We start from the raw sequence: 22,782 nt of genomic DNA, 5'->3' as shown, positions 1-22,782 counted from the left end.
TTATAATGAAACCTATAAAAATTGGTATTGGGGGGCCTGTTGGTGCAGGGAAAACCCAGCTTATTGAGAAGGTAGTTAAACGATTATCTAAGGAAAAAAGTATCGGTGTCATTACTAACGATATTTATACTAAAGAAGATGAAAAGATTTTAGTTGCTACAGGTGTTTTACCTGAAGATCGCATCATTGGTGTTGAGACGGGAGGCTGTCCACACACAGCTATACGTGAAGATGCTTCAATGAATTTTGCGGCAATTGATGAGTTAATGGAACGTCATCATGATATTGAGCTTCTTTTCATCGAATCAGGTGGCGACAACTTAGCTGCAACATTTAGCCCAGAACTGGTTGACTTCTCAATTTATATTATTGACGTTGCCCAAGGGGAAAAAATCCCACGTAAAGGGGGACAAGGGATGATTAAATCGGACTACTTCGTCATTAACAAAACAGACCTTGCGCCTCATGTAGGTGCCTCTTTAGCACAAATGGCTGAAGATACGAAAAAATTTAGAAATCAGCGTCCTTTTGCGTTTACGAACTTAAAAACTGATGAAGGTCTAGATGATGTCATCGAATGGATGCGTAAAGATGTTTTTCTTGAAGGACTAGCATAATGGCCATTTCAGGTTGGACAGGGGAACTTGACCTCACATTTAAACATGATGGAACGCGAACGATAAATGGAAAAACATATTTCCAAGGGGGACTTAAAGTGTTACGCCCGTCGTATTTAAATGCCAGCCCTCATCCAACAATGTTTTTGATTAACTTAGGTGGTGGATTTGTTGATGGTGACCGCTACCGTATGAACATTCATTATGAAAAACAAGCACATGCGGTTTTAACGAATCAAGGGGCGACCATTGTATTTAAAACGATGGAAGATTGCGTCAAGCAATACCAAACGTTTACATTAGACGCTGACAGTTTTATGGAGTATATCGGCGATCCAATCATTGGGTATACTCATGCAAAGTTCTTTCAATCTAACCAATTCAAGCTCGCGCGCACTGCGACGATGTTTTATACTGATATTTTAACACCGGGTTACGATAAAGAAGGGCGCATGTTCAAATATGATTACTTACATTTGTTGAATGAAATATATGTTGAAGACACACTCGTAGTATACGATAACTTACGTTTAGATACGCAGAAAAATGAAGTCGCACATATCGGCTATATGGAGGGTTTCACACATTTAGGGTCATGCTTTTATATTAGTCCGCATGTGAATCAAAAATGTGTTGAAGCGGTGCGAGAAGTTGTTGAAAAACATATTAGCGAAACGTGTCGTATTGGTGTGACGCTATTGCCAACTCATGGTTTAACCGTACGTATATTAGCGCATTCTACGGATGTTATTAATCGCATCATTCACGAGGTCCATCAATTTGTTATGGCTACTTATCATGAAGAAGATGCACAATTTTTAAGAAAATATTAGGAGGCGTTAAAACGCTAGGGTGCTTGCCCTAGCGTTTTAATGTTGGTGATTGTTTGAATGGATATGTACAGGATTTACGAAAGCAATTGAATAAGATTTTTCAAGATGAGTGCGGCAACGATAAGTATGATGACGCTAGAAACTTTGTTTAATATGAGAATTATTTTTCCTGAATGGTCAATGCGACCAACAGTTCTACCAAGAATGGCCAAGATGATAAACCATAGCCATGAGACAAAAATGACTGAAATCGTAAATAAAACTTTTTCAGTACCGGTATATAATGCGGCACTGGTTCCGATAACGCCAATAGTATCCATAATGGCGTGTGGATTTAACAAAGAAACAGACAGCGCAAAACCAATTTGCTTTTTAGCTGACATAGGTGTGTGTTCCTCTATTGATGCTGGTTTTTCACGCCAAAGAGACCAAGACATATAGCCTAAAAAGATGAGACCAATGATGTAAAGTGTAGTTTGTATGATTGGAAATGAGATTAAAATAAGTGAAACGCCTAATACCGCGAGTAAGATAAGCAAAGTATCACATAAGCCAGCTGTAATAACGACCGGAAGTACGTGTGACCACTTTTTATGATTGGCACCCTGGTTAAACACAAACACATTTTGTGCACCTAACGGGAGAATAAGCCCAAATGCGAGTAGCAAGCCGTGTAATATAGATTGAAACATAAATGCACCTACTTTTTTAATTTAAGAAAATAGGAAGAGATTGGCACCTGCTATTCTGTGTCCAGCGTAGCCATGCGTAGGCGCCAATCTCAACTTTCATATAGTGACGTCAATAACGAGTCTATGTTTTGAAATGGTGGCGGGACAACGAAATCAAATAGATTTCTGTCCCGCATTATAGATAGGGCGTTGAATATAAAAAGCCACAGTAGCTGTCTGGATTGAAACTTCGCTTAGCAGCTCTTTTCAATCCTAGTCAGCCTTGTGGGGGCGGGACGACGAAATCAAATAGATTTCTGTCCCGCTCCCTAACTCGCTCGTTTTTTTGTTTTTTGGGAAACTACTATATTGATAAGACACCAAATGATTTGTATCACGACAGGTATGATAAAAAAGGCTGCCCAAACGGTAATGGCAAAGAGTTTTAATTCAGGTGTTTGAACGGCACCTGTACCATCGACGGTTCTAAACCATAAAAAGAGCGCAACACTTATAAATAAGACAAACCAAAAGATGTTAGCAATTGTCCAAACTATCCAAGATGTGCGTAACATAGAAGAACCTCCTTAATTAAAGCGTTTTCAATATATTTGTTAGTATATATTTTAACATAAAAATAAAGAGATTAGGACATCTTTATCATTTATGATATTTTTCTAATTTTTCTCATTCTATACAAAGAACGATGAAGAAATTCAATAACATTCCTTCATCGTTCTTTTGTGAGTATAGATATTTAAAATATTAAGAAAGGGTAGTATTAGGGACAATCGCAAAACTTCTTACTGGAAAGCCGGGTGCTTTATCAGGTTTAGGTGGTATATGATAGATGACGGCACCCCGTTCGGGAAGTTGATCTAAATGGTTTAACAGCTCGATTTGATAAGTGTTTTGACCTAAAATGTACCGTTCTCCGATAATATCTCCATGCTTTCTAATATCAATAGAGGCATCTGTATCAAACGTTTCATGGCCGATCGCTTTAACATGACGTTCTTCAATCAGATATTTTAGTGCATCGAGCCCCCAACCTGGCAAATGTTGTTGGCCGTCGCTATCTTTATTCTCAAACTTTTCCACATTTGGCCAACGTTTAGACCAATCACTTCGAAAAGCGACGAAAGTGTCTGGTTCAATAGGACCGTTAAGGGCTTCCCACTTTTCAATATGGTGGCGTGTAAGAATAAAGTCCGGATCTTTTTCGACGGCTTCAGAAAAATTAAGAACAATAAGAGGTAAAACGAGTTCTTTTAAATTTAATTCATGTAAATAACGTGTATTGTCGACAAAATGAATCGGCGCATCTATATGGGTGCCGTATTGAGTCACAAAACGCCATTCTTGCACGAAAAATCCATCTTGTTTCACATTGAAAGGGGTCTCAACATGTGCACCTTCAAATGCACTAAAGTGAGGAGAATGTGCATTGAAGGTGTGCGTGAGATCAACCCATGTATGAGATTTCAATGTTTGTAATTGGTCCCATAATGGATAGGTCATTGGTATCATCCTCTCTGAATGCTTTTAAGCGACAGGGTTTGATGAATTTTGGCGCAGCTTCTTAGCACTATTTACAAGTACCGTTAATGCAGCTTTTACTTCATCTTCTTTACGTGTTTTAAGGCCACAGTCTGGGTTAACCCAGAAGAGTGAACGGTCGATTTGTTGTAAACCACGGTTAATAGCAGTTGTAATTTCATCTTCTGTTGGAATACGTGGACTATGGATGTCATACACGCCTAAACCAATACCTAAATCATAATGAATATCTTCAAAGTCTTTGATTAAATCACCATGACTACGGGATGTTTCGATTGAAATAACATCGGCATCTAAATCATGAATAGCATGAATGATTTGACCAAACTGAGAATAGCACATATGCGTGTGGATTTGCGTATGATCTTCCACTGAAGAAGTCGCAAGCTTAAAGCTATGAACGGCTTTTTGTAAATAGTCTTCATGGTAGGCTTTACGAAGCGGTAAGCCTTCGCGCAGTGCAGGCTCATCAACTTGAATCACTTTAATCCCTGCTTTTTCAAGAGCTAATACTTCTTCATTAATCGCAAGTGCGATTTGATCTTGTACTTCTGCACGTGGTAAATCAACGCGTTCAAATGACCAGTTTAAAATCGTAACAGGGCCTGTAAGCATACCCTTCACCGGCTTGTCTGTTAAGCTTTGCGCGTAAACTGTTTCATCGACAGTTAATGGTGTCGTCCATTTGACATCTCCATAAATGATAGGAGGTTTAACAGCACGTGAACCGTATGACTGAACCCAACCTAATTTTGTCACTAAGAAACCTTGGAGCTTTTCGCCAAAGAATTCTACCATGTCGTTACGTTCAAATTCTCCATGTACGAATACGTCTAAGCCGATGTCTTCTTGAATTTCAATCCAACGTTTGATTTCTTCTTTTAAGAATGTTTCATAAGCCTCGTCAGAGATGCGGTCGTTTTTCCAGTCGGCACGCTTTTTACGAACTTCTGGCGATTGTGGGAAAGAGCCGATAGTTGTTGTTGGTAAATCTGGTAAATGGAGACGTTCTTGTTGTAGCACTTTACGTGTTGCAAACGCCGATTTACGCTCAGATCTGACGCTATCGAAGTCGTAAGTTAAGTTTTTGAAATCTTGGTTTTGGAATCGTTCATATTGTGCCTGCAATACGTCTAATTTTTCAGTATTGTTATCGTTAATTGCACGTTTCAATGCATCTAATTCTTCTAATTTTTCTGTTGCAAAACTCAAGCCGTCACGAACAGTGTCGTCTAATGACGTTTCATCATCTAATGAAACTGGAACGTGTAGCAATGAAGATGACGGGTTAATATATAAATCGTCAGTGTAATCTGTTAACGTTTCGATAAGGCCTTTTTTCGCTTTTACGTCTGCTGCCCAAACGTTACGGCCGTCAATAATACCTGCGAATAAAGTTTTAGATTTATCAAAGTCTCCGTTTTTAATTTGTTCTAAGTTGTAACCGTTATCATGAACAAAGTCTAATCCGAGCCCTTTAACTGGTAGGCTGCTTAAAAATTTGACATTTGCACGTTCAAAATACGTTTGAATAATTAATTTGTCAGCTACTTCAGCTTCCGCAAAAGCTTCATAAGCTTCGCGTGTAATGTCTTCTAATGCTTCTCCTTCATCTGTAACGAGGACGGGTTCATCTATTTGAATCAATGTTGCGCCCGCTTTGATTAATGACGTTAAGGCTTCAATATAAAGTGGCAACAGTGTACGTACTTTTTCCTCGAAAGATCGATTACCGCCTTTTGATAACTTCACAAAAGTGATTGGGCCTACAAGTACAGGGTGTGCATTGATATTTAAAGATTTAGCGTAATTAAAACGTTCTAAAATGATGTTTCGACCTAATTTAGGTGTGACGTTATCCCACTCTGGCACGATGTAGTGGTAGTTCGTATTGAACCATTTAATTAAAGCACTTGCGACATGTTCTTTATTACCGCGTGCGATATCAAAAAGTAAATCATCATCAACGTCACGCCCTTGAAAGCGCTCAGGGATAATATTGAATAACAATGACGTATCTAGAATGTGATCGTAGAGTGAGAAATCACCAACAGGGACACTGTCTAAGTGATGGTTTTTTTGAAGGATTAAGTTCTCACGATGTAATTTTTGTAAGGCTTCGTCTAATTCAGTTTTTGAAATTTTATTATTCCAATAGCTTTCGATTGCTTTCTTCCATTCACGTTTACGTCCTAGTCTTGGGAATCCTAAGTTTGTTGTTTTAATTGTCATAATATAGCCTCCTGTTTGGTTGATGTAATTGATTTTGAATAAGCAGCAAGTTCTAAAGAATAGTCGACACGTTCGAAAGGGGTAATGAGATAAAGTCCATTAAAATATTCATGAATGGTATCAATTAAAGATTTACATATAGCAATGGATAAATCATAAGTCGCTTCTTTGTCGTTTGCTACAGCTTTAAAACGGTCTAAAATGTCATCGGTCATTTTAATACCAGGCACCTCATTGTGTAAGAAAAGGGCATTGTTGTAGCTTGTAATAGGCATGACGCCAATAAAAATAGGGACATTGAGATGTTGTGTTGCTTGATAAATTTCGATGATTTTTTCTTTGGTGAATACAGGTTGAGTAATGAAATAATGCATACCACTTTCAATTTTTGTTTCGAGTTTGCGTACAGCAGCATCAATATTTCTAACGTGTGGATCAAAGCCACCAGCGATGTTGAAGTTCGTTCTTTTCTTCAGCGCATCTCCATCTGTGTTAATCCCTTCATTAAAGCGAAGTGCAAGTTCGGTTAATCCTTTTGAATTCACGTCGTAAACATTTGTCGCACCTGGCAGGTGACCAACTTTCGAAGGGTCTCCCGTAATGGCGAGTATTTCATTAATGCCTAATAGCGATAACCCGAGAAGATGGGATTGTAAACCGATTAAGTTTCGGTCACGACACGTAATATGCACGAGCGGCTCGATAGAATAGTTTTGTTTGATCAGGCTTGCTGCCGCAACATTGGAAATACGAACAGTGGCTAATGAATTGTCCGCCAATGTGACCGCGTCAACATTTGCTTTATCGAGTGCTTCGATATTTTTAAAAAAGCGTTGCGTGTCTAGATGTTTCGGTGTATCCAGTTCGACAATAATTGTAGGCTGACGTTGTACGCGTTCTTTTAAACTCAATTTCAAATCATGGTGTTCTGTACTTGCGTGTTTTTTATGAATAGGAATGACCTTTTTGTGTGAAACAGGCTTCAGATTTTTAACAGATGATTTGATGTGCTGAATATGTTCAGGTGTAGTCCCGCAACAACCGCCGATAAGTCGAACACCTTCATGTATAAGTTGTTCAGCGACTTTTCCAAAATAACTCGCATTGTTGCTATATTTGAAAGTGTCGTTTTCAATATCGAGTAAACTGGCATTGGGGTAGCACGAAAGATAAGCGTGTTCTGGCAGTTCGATATGACTGAATGTATTTTTCATATGATGAGGGCCATGGTGACAATTCAGGCCTACAACATTTGCGCCTGCTTGAATGACTTGTTCTAATGCTTCGTTAATGACGGTACCATCGATGAGATAATTGGTATTAGAAGCGGTCAATTGAGCAATAATAGGGACGTCATATTTTTGACGTGTCGTTCGAATGACGGTAAGAAGTTCTTCTAAGTCGTAATACGTTTCAAATAATAGGCCATCCACACCCCCTTGAATTAACGTATCCACTTGTATTTCTGTATGATATTGAATGGCAGAAAGTGATAAGTCCCCCTGTTTAACGCCTCTAAACCCTCCGACTGTGCCAAGAATAAATGTATCTTCTCCTGCTGCACGTTGAGCAATAGACACGGCAGCTTCATGAATGGCTTTAACTTTATGTTCTAAGCCGAATGCTTTTAATTTTTCGAAATTTGCGCCATAAGTATTAGTTTGTATAATATCTGCACCCGCTTGAATATAGGAACGATGAATCTGTTCGACTTTTTCGGGATGCGTTAAGTTATAGGCTTCCGGACAAGTATCGAGTCCTTCTGAGTAGAGAATCGTTCCGATTGCGCCGTCAGCCACTAGAACGTTGTGCTTCAGAGTGTTTAATAATCGACTCATCGTATACCTCCTTTAATGCATGATCTAAGTCTGCAATTAATGTTTCTGGATTTTCTAACCCTACACTGAGTCTGAATAAGCCAAAAGTGATGCCACGTGCTTCTCGTATAGGTTGTGGAATTGCTGCGTGTGACATGGAATAAGGGTGAGACAAAATGGTTTCTACACCACCTAAGCTAACGGATACAAGCGGAATTTCGAGTGCATCAACAAATGTCTGTGCTAACGCTTCGTTTTTAAGTTTAAAACCAAATACAGCACCACCATGTTGGGCTTGTTTAAGATGAACAGTGCTATTGCCCGGGTAATATATTTTGCCGATGGCAGGATGTTGTTCTAAGTAGTGTATTAATTGTTGCGCATTAGCGGTGGATTGTTTAAAACGTACATCTAATGTTTTGAGATGTTGTGTTAACGTCCAACAGTCGTATACTGATAATCCTGTACCTGTCCCGTTTTGAATTAAATAAATGGCTTTAGCAAAAGCGTCATCGTTTGTGACTACAGCGCCCGCTATGACGTCACTATGCCCTCCTAAAAACTTGGTTGCGCTATGAATGACAATGTCTGCCCCTAAATCTAATGGATTTTGTGCGATAGGCGTCATAAACGTGTTATCGACAGCAAGCAGTAAGTGATGCCGTTTGGCGATATCAGCAACTGCTCGGATATCTGTAATTTTAAATAAAGGGTTTGAAGGTGTTTCTACATATAACAATTTTGTTTGTGGTGTAATCGCGTTTTCGAAATTTTCTGGATTTTCAGCGTTTACGGTAGTGAAGTGAATATCAAATTTTGTCAATATTTCTTCTGTTAATCTAAAAGTTCCACCATACACATCATCTGGTAGAATGACGTGATCACCTGCTTTTAAGGTGAGAAGTACACTTGTAATGGCACTAATACCAGAATTAAACGCAAATCCATATTTTCCGTTTTCAAGTTCTGCCAGTTTTGTTTCTAATAATTGTCGGTTAGGGTTCCCACTTCTTGCATAGTCGTATTCAGGTTGACCCCCAAGTTCATGTTGATGGTAAGTAGATGAATAATAGAGGGGCAAATTTGCGCTTTGGTACGTTTTACCGCGATTGTTATCATGAATTAATTGTGTTGCTTTGTGATGACTCATAAACTCACTCCTTCTCTTGAATGTTCTAGAGCCTGAATGAGGTCTGCCTCAATATCTTCGTAAGCTTCGATGCCGATGGATAAACGTATTAAATGTTGATCTATCCCACGTGCATCTTTTTCTGCGTCCGGCATATCGACATGTGTTTGCGTATAAGGAAATGTAATAAAAGTTTCTGTTCCACCTAAGCTTTCTGCAAAGCGAGAGACTTCAATGTGTTCTAAAAGTAACGCAACGCTGTAATGCGATTCTAAACGTAAACTTAACATTCCAGTACGGCCGCTATATAACACTTCTTGAATACCATCTAAATTTTTACATCGTGCTGCAAGACGTTGGGCATTTTCTTGTGACCGCGCAATGCGCAGATGTAACGTTTTCAATCCGCGTTGCAGTAAATAGCTGTCGAATGGTGATAAAGTTGCGCCTATCATATTATGAAGTAAGGACAACTGATTAACTAAATCCGGATCTTTTACTGTAACGACACCAGCTAACACGTCGTTGTGACCGCCAATGTATTTTGTTGCAGAATGTAAGACGATGTCTGCACCCTCTTTTAAAGGTGTTGATAAATAAGGCGTTAAAAACGTGTTATCAACAATCGTTAGGAGTCCATGTTTTCGAGCTAGTACGTAATAAGGTTCAAGGTCAATTTCTATCATAAGCGGATTTGAAATCGGCTCGATAAATAGTGCTTTTGTATGGTCTGTGATGGCTTGATTTACTTCTGTGAAGTTATCAAAGTTAACATATTTGAAATGAACGCCATATTGTTCTTTATAAAATTGAAAAAGTCTAAATGTGCCACCATATAAATCATATGAAACTAATATTTCATCATTCGGTTTAAACAAACTACAAATGAGTTGAATACTTGCCATGCCACTGGCTGTCGCAAAAGAAGCTTTACCGCCTTCGAGTTTGGCAAAAGCCGTTTCAAAAGTATCGCGCGTCGGGTTTTTCGTTCGGGAATAATCAAAACCAGTGGATTGACCGAGACCTTGATGTTGATAAGCGGTAGATAAATAAATCGGATTTGCGACTGCGCCAGTCGTATCTTCAGTAAGTGCGATTTGTGCAAGTTCTGTATCTTTCATGAATAATCCCTCCTATATGAGTTGAATAGGTAAAAGTGTAATGCGTACAGAGTAGTGAAGAACACAAACGCTTCAAGTAAAATAGCGATGTGTCACGGGCCAATAAAAAAAGCTTTCATCCTTTACACCCGAATTTTGATTCGGAAATAAAGGACGAAAGCTTCGTTCGTGGTACCACCTTAATTTGCTACTTTATCGCTAAAGTAGCCTCTTCCAGTACGCCATGATTGCTCAAAAAGGTACTGAGAAATAGGAAAGCATTCCAGTACGCCATTAAACAACATGTTAATACTGTATCGCTATAACGGGCGAACCCGGTGATACCTCATATCGGCACCAACACTCCAAGGCCATTTTCAAACTTTCTTTCAATATCTTCTCTCAGCTAATGAAGACTCTCTGTAAAAGCAGTGTAAGTTCTACTTTCCTTTTTATCGTGTTTCAAAATATGTTGTTGTAATTTGATAGTCATACTTTAGCATGTCTTAAAAAAGGATGTCAACACATTTTTCTGAAAATTATGATTAAACTTACTATTTGATGTCTATATGTTAGTTGTGAAAGTCTTGTATATCAAGGCATCAACCATTAAAATAAAAAACGTAAAAATTTTTGAAAAGAGGGATGTGGATGGCAGATTTACACGATCGTCATTTGGAAAATATCGTACAATTGAATCTTTCTGACATACGCCCTAATCCATATCAACCACGGAAGCATTTTAATCAAGAAAAATTAGAAGAATTAGCCCAATCTATAGCCCAACATGGCGTTTTACAGCCAATTGTTGTGACTTCTTCTGTCCAAGGGTATTATATTGTAGCTGGGGAACGCCGTTATCGTGCTTCTCAATATGTAGGGCTAAAAACGATACCAGCCATAATTAAAGAGATGGATGACGCACATATGCGTGAATTGGCAATTATTGAAAACCTACAACGGGAAGATTTGAATCCATTGGAAGAAGCGGAAAGTTATCATCAACTTATGGATGCTTTATCTTTAACACAACAACAAGTTGCCGAACGTTTAGGGAAATCACGTCCCTATATTGCGAATATGTTGCGCTTATTACAATTGCCTGTTAAAATCAGAAGCTTGATTCAAAAAGGGCAACTTTCTGGAGGCCATGGGCGAACGTTATTGGCATTAAAAAATGCAACGTTGATGGAGCAGTATGCCCAAAAAGTGCTAGACGAAGCGTGGAGTGTGCGTACTTTAGAAGCTAAAATTGCCGAACAACAACCTCAATTGAAAAATAAGACGTCCGAGCGTCTTAATTCTTCTAAAAAAAGAAAGCCTGCACGTATTAAGCAACATGAACAGCAACTTGCGACACAATATGGAACAAAAGTTGATGTTTCTACAACAGGCGCAACAGGCAAAATCACACTTGAATTTTATTCTGAACAAGATTATCGTCGGCTCATACAACTATTGAGAAAAGAAAAATAATATTATTTTGGAGGAAAGAAACTTAAAATGAAACAACTTGAGAGTATACTAAGAAATATGATTCAACCGTTGTTCGAACCGGAAACGTATTCGAACCTCTTAACAAAACTAATTGTTGTTTTCATCTATGTACTTGCTGCATTTATTGTGACGCGAATTTTAAATAAAGTCATTGCTCAATTTTTTAAAGTGAATAGCAAATCTAAAAAAACACCGCGTGCTAAACGTTCAAAAACGTTAATTACGCTTGTACAAAATGTTGCAGGCTATATCGTTTGGTTTATTACAGGTACAACAATCTTAAGCAAATTTGGTATTAGCGTCGAAAGTATTTTAGCGGGGGCTGGTGTTGTCGGATTGGCCATTGGTTTTGGTGCTCAAACACTCGTTAAAGACATTATTACAGGATTCTTTATTATTTTTGAAAATCAGTTTGATGTAGGAGATTATGTGAGCATAAAAAACAATAGCTCTCCAATTGCAGAAGGTACGGTTAAATCTATTGGCTTACGTTCAACACGCATTATGTCGATTACAGGTGAATTATCTACAATACCGAATGGGACGATGAGCGAAGTCACTAACTTTTCTGTGACGAACGGCGTAGCTTTAGTGGATATTCCTATCGCAACGAATGAAAATATTGAACTTGTTGAGCAAAAATTAGCAGTATTTTTAAAATCCATTCCAAAAAAATATGATATTTTCGTCGAGGTGCCACAAGTGCTCGGTGTAGATGCGCTTGAAAGTTATCAAGTCACATTGCGTATTTCAGCAGAAACGTCACCAGGACAAAATTTCATGGGCGCGCGTATTTTACGTCGTGAAATTAGAGGCTTTTTACAAGCAGAAAATATAGAAACACCTGTGCCCAATTTAGCTCAAATGTACAAAAACATGTCGCAACCGAAAAAATAGCATGTAATTTGAAAATAAGAAAATAGGGTGAGGAGTAGATCGATGTCTTCAAATTATGAAATAAATGATATAGTAGAAATGAAGAAACAACATGCATGTGGTGCCAATCGGTTTAAAATCATTCGTATGGGCGCGGACATTAGAATTAAGTGTACAACCTGTCAACGGAGTATTATGTTGCCACGTCAAACGTTTAATAAAAAGTTAAAAAAAATACTCGAAAAAGCGAGTCAAGAAGAGAAGGAGTAATGAATTATGGCTTTAACAGCTGGGATTGTCGGCTTGCCAAACGTAGGTAAGTCCACACTTTTTAACGCAATTACAAAAGCAGGAGCACTTGCAGCAAACTATCCATTTGCAACAATTGATCCGAATGTCGGCATTGTAGAAGTGCCAGACACACGTTTAACGGAATTAGAACGTATTGTAAACCCTAAAAAAACACTTCCGACTACATTTGAATTTACAGATATTGCTGGGATTGTAAAAGGTGCTTCTAAAGGTGAAGGACTTGGAAATAAATTCTTATCTCATATCCGCGAAGTAGACGCGATTTGTCAGGTTGTTCGTGCATTTGATGATGAAAATGTTACGCATGTCGCAGGACGCGTGAATCCAATTGATGACATTGAAGTGATTAATATGGAATTGGTATTAGCAGATTTAGAATCTGTTGAAAAACGCTTACCTCGTTTAGAAAAATTAGCAAAACAAAAAGATAAAAATGCCTTAAATGAAGTACGTATTTTAACTCAAATTAAAGAAGTGCTTGAAAATGGTCAACCTGTACGTAGCATCGAATTTAATGAAGAAGATCAAAAGTACGTAAATCAAGCACAATTATTAACTGCTAAAAAAATGTTATATATTGCGAATGTCGGCGAAGACGAAATTAATGATACAGATAATGAAAAAGTCAAAACGATTCGTGAATATGCGGATCAAGAAGGTTCTGAAGTCATTGTCATTAGCGCAAAAATAGAAGAAGAAATCGCTACGTTAGATGAAGAAGACAAAGCGATGTTCTTAGAAGATTTAGGTATTGAAGAACCAGGTCTACACATTTTAATTCGTAAAGCTTATGAATTATTAGGATTAGCGACGTATTTCACTGCTGGCGTTCAAGAAGTACGAGCTTGGACTTTTAAAGAAGGCATGACAGCGCCACAATGTGCGGGTATCATTCATACAGACTTTGAGCGCGGTTTTATTCGTGCCGAAGTAACAAGTTATGAAGATTACGTAACTTATAATGGTGAACAAGGTGCTAAAGAAGCTGGTAAAATGCGCTTAGAAGGTAAAGAATATATTATGAAAGATGGCGACGTTGTTCATTTCAGATTTAACGTCTAAAACACAACATCCATTTTGCATGATTACTATGCGAGATGGATGTTTTTGTATAAATAGATCGTTTCAAGTTGAATGACAATGCATAAATAGCATTGCTGTCTAACACGTGAGAGCGCATTTCATGCACCATTTATATTCTCTCAATTTTCAATTGTAAAAAGTAATGGACTGTGGTAAAATACTGGAATGTGAGTAATGAAAATTATTCCTTGCTTAACGAAATGATTCGTTAAGCCGCATAGACCACAAGGAGGTGTAAATATACAATGAGAAAATATGAAGTAATGTACATCGTGCGTCCAAACATTGAAGAGGATGCAAGAAAAGCAGTTGTTGAACGTTTCAACGGAATTTTAGCTTCTGAAGGCTCTGAGGTATTAGAAACTAAGGACTGGGGTAAACGCCGCTTAGCTTACGAAATCGAAGACTTCAAAGATGGTTACTACTACATCGTACGTATCCAATCTGAAAACAATGTAGCTACTGACGAATTCCAACGTTTAGCAAAAATCAATGATGATATCATTCGTTACATTGTTGTTCGTGAAGACGAAGACAAGTAATAGAATAGAAATGAGGCGTGAATATGCTTAATAGAGTTGTATTAGTAGGTCGATTAACTAAAGATCCAGAATACAGAACGACACCCTCAGGCGTAAGCGTAGCGACGTTCACATTAGCGATTAATCGCACGTTTACAAACAGCCAAGGGGAACGTGAAGCAGACTTTATTAACTGTGTTGTTTTTAGAAAGCAAGCAGAAAACGTGAGCAATTTCTTGTTCAAAGGAAGTCTGGCTGGCGTTGATGGTCGCTTACAATCACGCAGTTACGAAAACCAAGAAGGCCGACGTGTGTTCGTCACAGAGGTAGTGTGTGACAGTGTTCAATTCCTTGAACCGAAATCACAAAACCAACGTCATGCCAACAATCCAAGCAATGACTTCCAAAGTTATAGTCAAGGATTTGGTGGACAACAACAAGGCCAAAATTCATCATATCAAAATAACAACAATCACACACAAAATAACGATAACCCATTTGCGAATGCGAATGGTCCAATCGATATTAGTGATGATGATTTACCATTTTAAATTAATGAACGTATTATAAAAATGTTTAAGTAAGGGAGGCACAAATCATGGCAGGTGGACCAAGAAGAGGTGGTCGTCGTCGTAAAAAAGTTTGTTACTTCACAGCAAACGGTATTACACACATCGACTACAAAGACACTGAATTATTAAAACGTTTCATCTCAGAACGCGGTAAAATTTTACCACGTCGTGTGACTGGAACTTCAGCTAAATATCAACGTCAATTAACGACTGCAATTAAACGTGCACGTCATATGGCGTTATTACCATTCGTTAAAGACGAAGTGTAAAATAAAGTAATTGATTAAGTCCCGCACCTATAAGGTTGACGGGACTTTTTTGTGTTTAAAAAATTTGTTTTTTGGTGAGACAACGAAATCAAATAGATTTCTGTCTCGCATCATAGGTAGAGCGTTGAATATAAAGAGCACAGTAGCTGTCTGAATTGAAGATGCGCTTTGCAAGCTTCCTTCAATCCTAGACAGCCTTGTGGGGGCGAGACGACGAAATCAAATAGATTTCTGTCTCGCATCATAGATAGAGCGTTGAATATAAAAAGCCACAGTAGCTGTCTGAATTGAAACTTCGCTTAAGGCGCGTTTCAATCCTAGTCAGCCTTGTGGGGGCGAGACGACGAAATCAAATAGATTTCTGTCTCGCTCCCTATTTTTCTCGCCAAAATTTTGTTGAATCTTTTTTGTCTGCGATGTTTTTATCGATCATTTTATGGATTAAATCAAAGTTGACTTCGTCTGTCCATTTGATTTTCATAAACATTGTTGTCGTTTGGTAACCTGCTTTTTCGATCTCCTTTTCAAAATAGTCACGTGTATATTTTTCAGGAGCGATCGCAAAATGGGGCTTCGCTTTGCTGAAACCTAGTATAAATGTGCCGTTTTCTTTCAACAATAGCATAGGTTGATTCCATTTAATTTCTAAAGTAAGTTCTGGGTAGTCTGCAAGTAATTGCTCAATGACATTTTTAAATTTTTCACGGTGTTCCGCTTTTTCAATTGTATCTAAAAAATCCTCAAACGTTTCCATCCTTACACCTCATTTTCAATAGTTAAGCACTAAAGCTACTTAATATTATTTAATTTACTATAACATATCACTATTCAAAAAAAGTCGCAAAACGTTCACATCTATGATATTTTTATATCGAAAATTGCCATCATTTTTCGATATCAATCGGGAAGTATGTTAGTGCGATGATAGAGAGACGTTTACACTATACTCGAAAAATGCCGATTTATGGTGAAGGGGATGGTTGAACAATCACTGAATGAAATAGGGGGAGCACGGTGAAGGGATACTTACATTTATTTTGGATCGCTTTTAGGTTAGGATGTACCTCTTTTGGAGGTCCTACCGCACATTTAGGTTATTTTTATGATGAATATGTGAAACGCCGACAATGGCTCAGTGACTCACAATATACGCAACTTGTCGCATTATGTCAGTTTTTGCCTGGACCTGCGAGTAGTCAAGTAGGTTTCGGAGTAGGTGTGGCAAAGGCAGGTTTATTAGGAGGCGTCATATCTTTTGTTGGATTTACACTGCCGTCTGTCTTAATTTTAATGTTATGTGCTGCAGTTTTACATACTACGAGTATGGAGATGCGTTGGATAAATGGTCTGAAAATAGTTGCGGTAGCGATTGTTTTTAATGCCATTTTAGGGATGGCGCAAAAATTACTGCCAGATGTCAAAACAAAATTACTAGCATTATTCACTCTTACAGTGACAGTACTTGTTGGACATCCACTAGCTCAAGTGGCAGTACTCGCTTTAGTAGGTCTTGTAGGGTTGTTTTTATTTAAAGAGGTTCAAGTTGAAACAACTAAAGTGCGCTTATTTCGTATTCGCAAATTTATAGGTGTATGGTCGCTCACACTCTTTTTTATGCTTTTAATTGTATTGCCGATTTTAAGTGGACTGACACAATCGCCTTGGCTCGCAATGGTTAATCAATTTTACCGTTCAGGAGCACTTGTATTTGGCGGGGGACACGTTGTGTTGCCTTTATTAAATGAAGCATTTGTTAGCACAGAGATGATTACAGCGGATGACTTTATTACAGGTTATGCACTTGCACAAGCTGTGCCTGGACCGCTATTCACATTCGCTGCTTATATAGGTACCGTGATGTTAGGATGGCTAGGAGGTATAGTGGCAACGCTAGCGATATTTTTACCCGCCTTTTTGCTACTCATAGGTGTTTTGCCATTTTGGGAACGCGTCCAAAACAATCAAAATATGCGTAAAGTTTTAAAAGGGGTAAGCGCAGGTGTTGTCGGTATTTTGATAGCGGCATTTTATGACCCAATTTTGACATCATCGGTACATACGTCTATTGATTTTGTTTTTGCGTCCATATTGTTCGTACTGTTAGCTTATTGTAAAGTGTCATCTTGGGCGATTGTGCTTTTAGGAGTTGTAGGAGGTATAGTACTGTATTAAAAAGGTATCGAACTGCTCTTTTTTAATCGTTTTTTAATTTTCCCTTAAGTTAATTTCAATCTCTGCTTATTAAAGTAACCCTATACAATTTTTCGGGTGTGTTTTGATAAGAGGAGTGATAAAGGATGAAATATACAATTATTCCATCAGGTTTCAAAGAAAGTTTGAGTGCAGAAGAAGTAGGTTACGCTATTGAAAAAGGGATTCGTAATGTAGAACCGAAACATGACATTCAAGTAATCCCAATGGTTGACGGGGGAGAAGGCTTTGTTGAAACAATGATCAAAGTTAAAAAAGGTTATAAAATAGAAACACGTGTAACGGGTCCTGTAGGGGAAACAATACATTCATTTTTTGGAATTTTCAAAGAAAAAGGGCGAACGATAGCTGTAATTGAAATGGCTGCGATTGCAGGGCTTAGACATGTGCCTATGGATCTACGTAATCCACTTTATACTACAACATATGGAGTGGGTGAGACGATGATAAAAGCATTAGATTACGGTGTAGATCGTATTTTAATAGGGTGTGGGGATTCTGGAACTTCTGATGGTGGCATTGGTATGGCACAAGCCATCGGAGTAAAGCTTTTTGATCAAAATGGTCAGCTTATTCACATTCAAGGAGGAGCTGACATTCATAAAATTACAGAAATGGATTTGTCGGGTGTTGACTCACGATTGTTTCGTACACAAATAGATGTTGCTGTAAATTGGACGAATCTATTATGTGGAGATAGAGGTGTAGCACGTATTTTTGGACCACAAAAAGGAGCAAGTCCCAAAGAGGTAGAAGATTTATCACGTAATTTAGAACATTTAGCGATGTTGATAGAACGCCAAACAGGCAAAGATTTACGTATGGTAGAGGGATCAGGTGCATCTGGTGGGCTTGGCGCGGGACTGATTGCTTTTGCACAAGCTACGTTACACCCACGTTTTGATATTATTATGGACTATATTGATGTTAATGAGGCTATTGCACAAAGTGACATTGTTATTACGGCGGAAGGATGTATTGACGATCAAACACCAAATGGCAAAATTCCTTCAGAAGTTGCGCGAATTGCGAAACTATATGATAAACCTGTGATCGCATTTGCGGGAACAATTGGAAAGAACGCAAAAATTAATTATCAAAGCGGTATTGATGCATTTTCTAGTATTATTCCATGTCCATCTTCGCTTGAGAATGCGATTGAGGATGCTGAAAAGTGGTTAGAAGGCAGTGCAGAAAGTGCCATACGTTATATTTCAATTGGTATGTCGGTCGTTCAAACAATGCAAAATGATTTAGAAGCCGAAGCGTATGACGAAAAGAAAGTAGACATAAATGATGCGAGTTAATCTTTCTTTAACACAACTTGTGGCATGGTTAAGTTTTGTCACAGTGTCTTTATATATATTTATTGGGATGGAATTGAGCTACCTCGGTAAAGTAAGTCTTATGTGTTTTATACTTGCGCTTGGTTTATTTGTATTTTCGAAAATACCTGCCGGACTGGCAGGTATGCTCTGTCTTGTCATTGCTGTACTTTTAGGGATCCCGGAAGACATGCTTTTTAATGCGTTTAATCAACATATTGTGTGGCTAATGATAGGTGCTTTCATTATTAGTGCCGTCATTGAAACGAGTGGCTTACTTGATCGACTCGTAGGATGGATGGCAAAACACTGCGATTCAATGTTTCGTGCAGTAATATTCATTATTATTACTGTACTATTCATGACTTTCACTATTCCTTCTACATCCAGTCGTGCAGCAGCATTTATCCCTATTTTTAAAGCACTAAAAATACAGTTTTCGAAATACACATCATTTTTAGGATTGCTTATTCCGATTATGATATTAATGTTAACAAATGCTACGTTGATTGGAGCAGGGAGCCATCTCATCGGAATTGGTATTTTAGAAAGCCAAACAGATTCACATATAACATACATGGATTTTTTACTATGGGGGTTACCTTTCGCGCTAATTGTCAGTGTCATCACAGTTACTATAATGTATTGGCGTATTAAACCAGAAGATTCATTAAGTTTGACAACATATGAAAATAACCAATTGATGCGAAGGTCTAAACAACCTTTTACTCAAAAAGAAAAAACGGCTTTAATCCTTATTGGGGTAACTATTTTGTTATGGCTTACAGAATCATTGCATGGCTTTGATATCGCTTTTATTACGATTGCGATGAGTTTTGTGATGTTATTACCACAGTTTAATTTAATAGGATGGAGTAGTGCACTTAAAAAAGTGTCGTGGAGTTTAATCTTTTTTGTTGCGAGTGCGACGGTTTTAGGTAAATTGCTCGTAAAATATAAAGTCATTGCTTACTTTCAAAAGCATATGATAGAAGTCTTACATGATATCCCTACGACGAATGAAGGGGTTTTAATCTTTCTCATTAGTGTTATAAGTGTGCTTTCTCACCTATTAATCACAAGTCACACGACTAGAGCAGTTGTGCTCATACCAGTGTTTTTATTGTTAAGCCAGCTATTCAACCTTAATGATGTTGCAGTAGTCTTTATAGCATTAATTGGAATAAATTATTGTGTGACGTTACCTGTAAGTTCAAAGGCGTTACTTATCTTTTATGAATTGAAAGAGCGACCGTTTACGACAAAACAACTCGCACAATTAAGCATTTGGTTGATGCCAGTTTATGTGGGTATTATGGTTACTTTTTATTTTATTTATTGGCAGTTTACAGGTTTACATTTAAGGTAGGGGGATGAAATGGAACGTATTTTAATTGTTGAAGATGATGAAAAAATTGCACGTGTATTGCAATTAGAGTTGGAATTTGCAGACTATGATGTGGCAATTGCTTATACAGGAAAAGAGGCATTACAAAAATTTGGTGAACAGGATTTTGATTTAATACTTTTAGATGTGATGTTACCTGAACTGAATGGCTTAGAAGTTTTACGTCGTATTCGAATAAAAGATAAAGCAATTAAAGTGATTATGTTGACAGCTAGAGATGCGGTTACAGATAAAGTGAGCGGTTTAGATTCAGGCGCAAATGATTACGTGACAAAACCGTTTGAAATTGAAGAGTTGCTTGCGCGCATACGTGTGCATTTAAAAGCGATACAACCTCAAGTGGTACCTGTAGCACATCCGTTAATATATCGAAACATTCGTGTAGATACCAATACACGAGAGGTTTACCGAGATGGCACATTGATTAATTTGACGCCGAAAGAATATGAACTTCTTGTTTACTTATTAAAGAATAAAAACCAAGCATTAGAACGAGAACAAATTATTTCTAAAGTGTGGGAGTATGATTATCAAGGAGATACAAACGTGGTCGATGTGTACATAAGACATCTGCGTAAAAAATTGGATAAAAGCAAACCTTCATTAATTTCGAGTGTACGTGGTTATGGCTACATGATAAAGGATTGATGTTATGCGATTAGGAACACGAATACAGTTGTATATTACATTGATGACCGTCGTTATTGTGATATGTGTGAATATGCTTGTTTATTTTTTGTTTAAGCATTATGCTCTAGAGTCAGAATTAAATCAATTAGAAAATCGTAGTATCAATATCATGGAAGAAATCAAAGCTTCTGAAAATCAAACGAATGCTGAAATTATGAATCATGGTTATATTTTGTCAGATGGTTACATTAGTGTCGTTAACCAAGATGATATTGCAATTGTAAAATTTGCGACAGATGTATCGTATAACAATATGGAGCAAGATTATCAACCTAATCAATATAAGAAGACAATTGAATATAAGGGGCATTATTTTGCGATGGTTTCACTTCCAATCGTTTGGAAGGATGGAGAAGTGACGAATTTACAGTTGTTTGAAAATGTCGATTTTAAATATGAATCTTTTCAAATACTGAAATGGATTTTAATGGGGTCAACGCTTTTTGTTTTACTGCTCATTTTTTATATTAACAATATCATTGCACGTGTAATTACGGAACCCATTTTGAATTTAATTCAACGGATTAAAGAGACAAAAGATACGAAAGCCTATCAACCAGTTGAAATACAAAAGAATGATTCTTATGAGCTTAAAGTATTATCTAGAGCTTTTAATGACATGATGTACAAACTAAGAGCGCACGATGAAAAGCAACAAGCTTTTATAATGAATGCTTCACATGAATTAAAAACACCTATCACAGTAATTAGTTCCTATAGTCAAATGTTGAAGCGTTTTGGGAAAAAAGATGAAAAAACGTTAGATGAAAGTATTCATGCGATACATGATGAGGCTCAAAAAATGAAATATTTAACAGAGCAACTGCTTTACTTCGCACAACTGACGGAGAGTAAGACGGAGCGGCATCTAGAATATGTTAATGTAGCTTGTATTGTATATGAAATGGTTGAAAGAATGTCGAAAGTATACCCTCAAACATTAAACGTACATAACCATATGCAACAAGGGGAGATATGGTTAGATGTACCCTCTTTCAAACAATTGTTACATATTTTTATGGATAATGCGCATAAGTACGGAAAAACACGGATTGATATGACGTTGACTGAAACGCACACACATGTATTTCTTTCGATAACCGACGATGGCATCGGTATCCCAGAAGAAGAGATTCCACATATCTTCACCCGTTTTTATCGTGTGGATAAAGCACGTTCGCGAAAAACAGGAGGTTCGGGATTAGGACTGTCTATTGCCCGGGAAATCACAACACAACTCAACATAAAAATAAAAGTAGAAAGCCAAGTTAATAAAGGAACGACATTTACTTTAATTATTCCAAAAGGAGGTCCAAATGAAACCATTCATTAAGATAGTACTCATTGTCATCAGTTTACTATTAACGCTTTTTTTAGGAGTTGTAATTTATGTAAATGCGAATCAAACGCTCATGAGTGAGGAGAAAGCCAAACAGTTAGTAGAAAAGCGTTACGACGGTAAAGTGAAAAATATTCAATTACGCAAGAATGAGACGGAATTTGATGTACACTTTATCAGTGAGTATTCAGAGTATCGTATTATTATCGACCGAAAAAATGAATCTGTGAAACAAATGACGAAGACAAAATCGATACACAAACCAAAGACGAAAGAGCAAAAGGACAAAGAAAAGCGAAAAGTTAGCGGAGTTAAAATTGGTGAAAGTGAAGCTAAAGCTATTGCGAAAAAACATGTTGGTGGAACATTTGTGGCGATGAAACGTCACCAATCGAAGCAAACAGAGTACTATGCTGTAACACAACATGTGAATGCGCTAGAAGGTGCCAATGTGATGATTAATCGTGTAACAGGAAAAGTGACTTCCGTGTCTTGGTTTACTAGAGAAGCGGCTATAGAAAATGGTGGACAAGGTCAAACTGCTACAACAACGCCTTCAAATACACCATCGGTTGTGGAACCATCAAATGCGCTTGCTCCACCACAAAATACATTACAAACGCCTTATACACACGCAGATGATGATAATTGGGACGACGACGATAGTGATGATGAAGATGATTAGCTGTTAATTAAAGCATAACGTATATTAAAACTTTA

At 37.7% G+C, this 22,782-nt stretch carries 23 protein-coding genes and 1 other annotated feature; of the genes, 15 read left to right on the top strand and 8 right to left on the bottom strand.

Going from position 1 to position 22,782, the window contains the following annotated elements; genetic code table 11:
• The first annotated feature begins 2 nt into the window (after nt 1-2).
• Complete coding sequence (gene ureG / locus LN051_RS11280) at nt 3-617, top strand: urease accessory protein UreG (RefSeq protein ID WP_229293685.1); 615 nt, start codon at nt 3-5, stop codon at nt 615-617.
• Nucleotides 617-1,450, top strand: coding sequence for an urease accessory protein UreD (locus LN051_RS11275; RefSeq protein WP_229292589.1), 834 nt, complete (start codon nt 617-619; stop codon nt 1,448-1,450). The genes ureG and LN051_RS11275 overlap by 1 nt, the downstream gene beginning before the upstream one ends.
• Nucleotides 1,451-1,524: 74 nt before the next feature.
• Here the strand turns inward: LN051_RS11275 and LN051_RS11270 are convergent, their stop codons facing one another.
• The 7 genes from LN051_RS11270 to LN051_RS11240 form a co-directional block, all read right to left on the bottom strand.
• The gene (locus tag LN051_RS11270; RefSeq protein WP_229292588.1) at nt 1,525-2,142 is read right to left on the bottom strand and encodes a LysE/ArgO family amino acid transporter; all 618 of its coding nucleotides are present in this window, start codon (nt 2,140-2,142) and stop codon (nt 1,525-1,527) included.
• Between the two features lie 308 nt (nt 2,143-2,450).
• Nucleotides 2,451-2,696, bottom strand: coding sequence for a DUF3923 family protein (locus LN051_RS11265; protein ID WP_229292587.1), 246 nt, complete (start codon nt 2,694-2,696; stop codon nt 2,451-2,453).
• A 190-nt stretch (nt 2,697-2,886) separates the two neighbouring features.
• Nucleotides 2,887-3,642 carry a cyclase family protein gene (locus LN051_RS11260; RefSeq protein WP_229292586.1) on the bottom strand — a complete coding sequence of 252 codons (756 nt, stop codon included), beginning with the start codon at nt 3,640-3,642 and terminating at the stop codon, nt 2,887-2,889.
• A 24-nt stretch (nt 3,643-3,666) separates the two neighbouring features.
• The gene (metE, locus tag LN051_RS11255) at nt 3,667-5,916 is read right to left on the bottom strand and encodes a 5-methyltetrahydropteroyltriglutamate--homocysteine S-methyltransferase (RefSeq protein WP_229293684.1); all 2,250 of its coding nucleotides are present in this window, start codon (nt 5,914-5,916) and stop codon (nt 3,667-3,669) included.
• Nucleotides 5,910-7,751, bottom strand: coding sequence for a bifunctional homocysteine S-methyltransferase/methylenetetrahydrofolate reductase (locus tag LN051_RS11250; RefSeq protein WP_229292585.1), 1,842 nt, complete (start codon nt 7,749-7,751; stop codon nt 5,910-5,912). Before LN051_RS11250 ends, metE begins: the two co-directional genes overlap by 7 nt.
• A complete protein-coding gene (metC, locus tag LN051_RS11245; RefSeq protein WP_229292584.1) occupies nt 7,705-8,880 on the bottom strand; it encodes a cystathionine beta-lyase MetC in 1,176 nt (391 codons plus the stop codon). Before metC ends, LN051_RS11250 begins: the two co-directional genes overlap by 47 nt.
• Nucleotides 8,877-9,980 carry a PLP-dependent transferase gene (locus LN051_RS11240; protein WP_229292583.1) on the bottom strand — a complete coding sequence of 368 codons (1,104 nt, stop codon included), beginning with the start codon at nt 9,978-9,980 and terminating at the stop codon, nt 8,877-8,879. Before LN051_RS11240 ends, metC begins: the two co-directional genes overlap by 4 nt.
• A 146-nt stretch (nt 9,981-10,126) precedes the next feature.
• Nucleotides 10,127-10,424: a binding site (T-box leader), on the bottom strand.
• Nucleotides 10,425-10,610: 186 nt separating this feature from the next.
• Here LN051_RS11240 and LN051_RS11235 point away from each other — a divergent pair.
• The 7 genes from LN051_RS11235 to rpsR all read left to right on the top strand — a co-directional run bounded on the left by LN051_RS11235 (nt 10,611) and on the right by rpsR (nt 15,089).
• Nucleotides 10,611-11,435 (top strand): ParB/RepB/Spo0J family partition protein, encoded by an 825-nt coding sequence (locus tag LN051_RS11235; RefSeq protein ID WP_229292582.1) that lies wholly within the window; start codon nt 10,611-10,613, stop codon nt 11,433-11,435.
• 27 nt (nt 11,436-11,462) lie between these two features.
• On the top strand, nt 11,463-12,353 hold the full coding sequence (locus LN051_RS11230) for a mechanosensitive ion channel family protein (RefSeq protein ID WP_229292581.1): 891 nt from the start codon (nt 11,463-11,465) through the stop codon (nt 12,351-12,353).
• A 42-nt stretch (nt 12,354-12,395) separates the two neighbouring features.
• Complete coding sequence (locus tag LN051_RS11225; RefSeq protein WP_229292580.1) at nt 12,396-12,602, top strand: DUF951 domain-containing protein; 207 nt, start codon at nt 12,396-12,398, stop codon at nt 12,600-12,602.
• A gap of 6 nt (nt 12,603-12,608) precedes the next feature.
• Nucleotides 12,609-13,706, top strand: a complete 1,098-nt coding sequence (gene ychF, locus LN051_RS11220; protein ID WP_229292579.1) for a redox-regulated ATPase YchF — start codon at nt 12,609-12,611, stop codon at nt 13,704-13,706.
• Nucleotides 13,707-13,972: 266 nt separating this feature from the next.
• On the top strand, nt 13,973-14,269 hold the full coding sequence (rpsF, locus tag LN051_RS11215) for a 30S ribosomal protein S6 (RefSeq protein WP_037565086.1): 297 nt from the start codon (nt 13,973-13,975) through the stop codon (nt 14,267-14,269).
• A 23-nt stretch (nt 14,270-14,292) separates the two neighbouring features.
• Entirely contained in the window at nt 14,293-14,799 is a 507-nt protein-coding gene (ssb, locus tag LN051_RS11210; protein WP_229292578.1) for a single-stranded DNA-binding protein, read from the top strand.
• Nucleotides 14,800-14,846: 47 nt separating this feature from the next.
• Nucleotides 14,847-15,089, top strand: coding sequence for a 30S ribosomal protein S18 (gene rpsR / locus LN051_RS11205; RefSeq protein ID WP_103345229.1), 243 nt, complete (start codon nt 14,847-14,849; stop codon nt 15,087-15,089).
• 373 nt (nt 15,090-15,462) lie between these two features.
• Here rpsR and LN051_RS11200 read toward each other — a convergent pair whose 3' ends face one another.
• On the bottom strand, nt 15,463-15,843 hold the full coding sequence (locus LN051_RS11200) for an iron chaperone (RefSeq protein WP_229292577.1): 381 nt from the start codon (nt 15,841-15,843) through the stop codon (nt 15,463-15,465).
• A 260-nt stretch (nt 15,844-16,103) separates the two neighbouring features.
• Between LN051_RS11200 and chrA the strand changes: the two genes are divergently transcribed.
• From chrA to LN051_RS11170, 6 genes are all read left to right on the top strand, one after another.
• Entirely contained in the window at nt 16,104-17,261 is a 1,158-nt protein-coding gene (gene chrA, locus LN051_RS11195; protein ID WP_229292576.1) for a chromate efflux transporter, read from the top strand.
• A gap of 125 nt (nt 17,262-17,386) precedes the next feature.
• Nucleotides 17,387-18,607 (top strand): glycerate kinase family protein, encoded by a 1,221-nt coding sequence (locus LN051_RS11190; RefSeq protein ID WP_229292575.1) that lies wholly within the window; start codon nt 17,387-17,389, stop codon nt 18,605-18,607.
• Entirely contained in the window at nt 18,594-19,994 is a 1,401-nt protein-coding gene (locus LN051_RS11185) for an SLC13 family permease (RefSeq protein ID WP_229292574.1), read from the top strand. The genes LN051_RS11190 and LN051_RS11185 overlap by 14 nt, the downstream gene beginning before the upstream one ends.
• A gap of 9 nt (nt 19,995-20,003) precedes the next feature.
• Nucleotides 20,004-20,681, top strand: coding sequence for a response regulator transcription factor (locus LN051_RS11180; protein ID WP_229292573.1), 678 nt, complete (start codon nt 20,004-20,006; stop codon nt 20,679-20,681).
• A gap of 4 nt (nt 20,682-20,685) precedes the next feature.
• The gene (locus tag LN051_RS11175; protein WP_229292572.1) at nt 20,686-22,056 is read left to right on the top strand and encodes a HAMP domain-containing sensor histidine kinase; all 1,371 of its coding nucleotides are present in this window, start codon (nt 20,686-20,688) and stop codon (nt 22,054-22,056) included.
• On the top strand, nt 22,040-22,747 hold the full coding sequence (locus LN051_RS11170; protein WP_229292571.1) for a PepSY domain-containing protein: 708 nt from the start codon (nt 22,040-22,042) through the stop codon (nt 22,745-22,747). Before LN051_RS11175 ends, LN051_RS11170 begins: the two co-directional genes overlap by 17 nt.
• Nucleotides 22,748-22,782 lie beyond the last annotated feature (35 nt).

Origin of the sequence: Staphylococcus ratti, from assembly GCF_020883535.1 — a bacterium.
Lineage (GTDB): Bacteria > Bacillota > Bacilli > Staphylococcales > Staphylococcaceae > Staphylococcus > Staphylococcus ratti.
The sequence above is the reverse complement of the archived record's forward strand: the minus strand, read 5'-3'. Positions and strand labels throughout refer to the sequence as shown.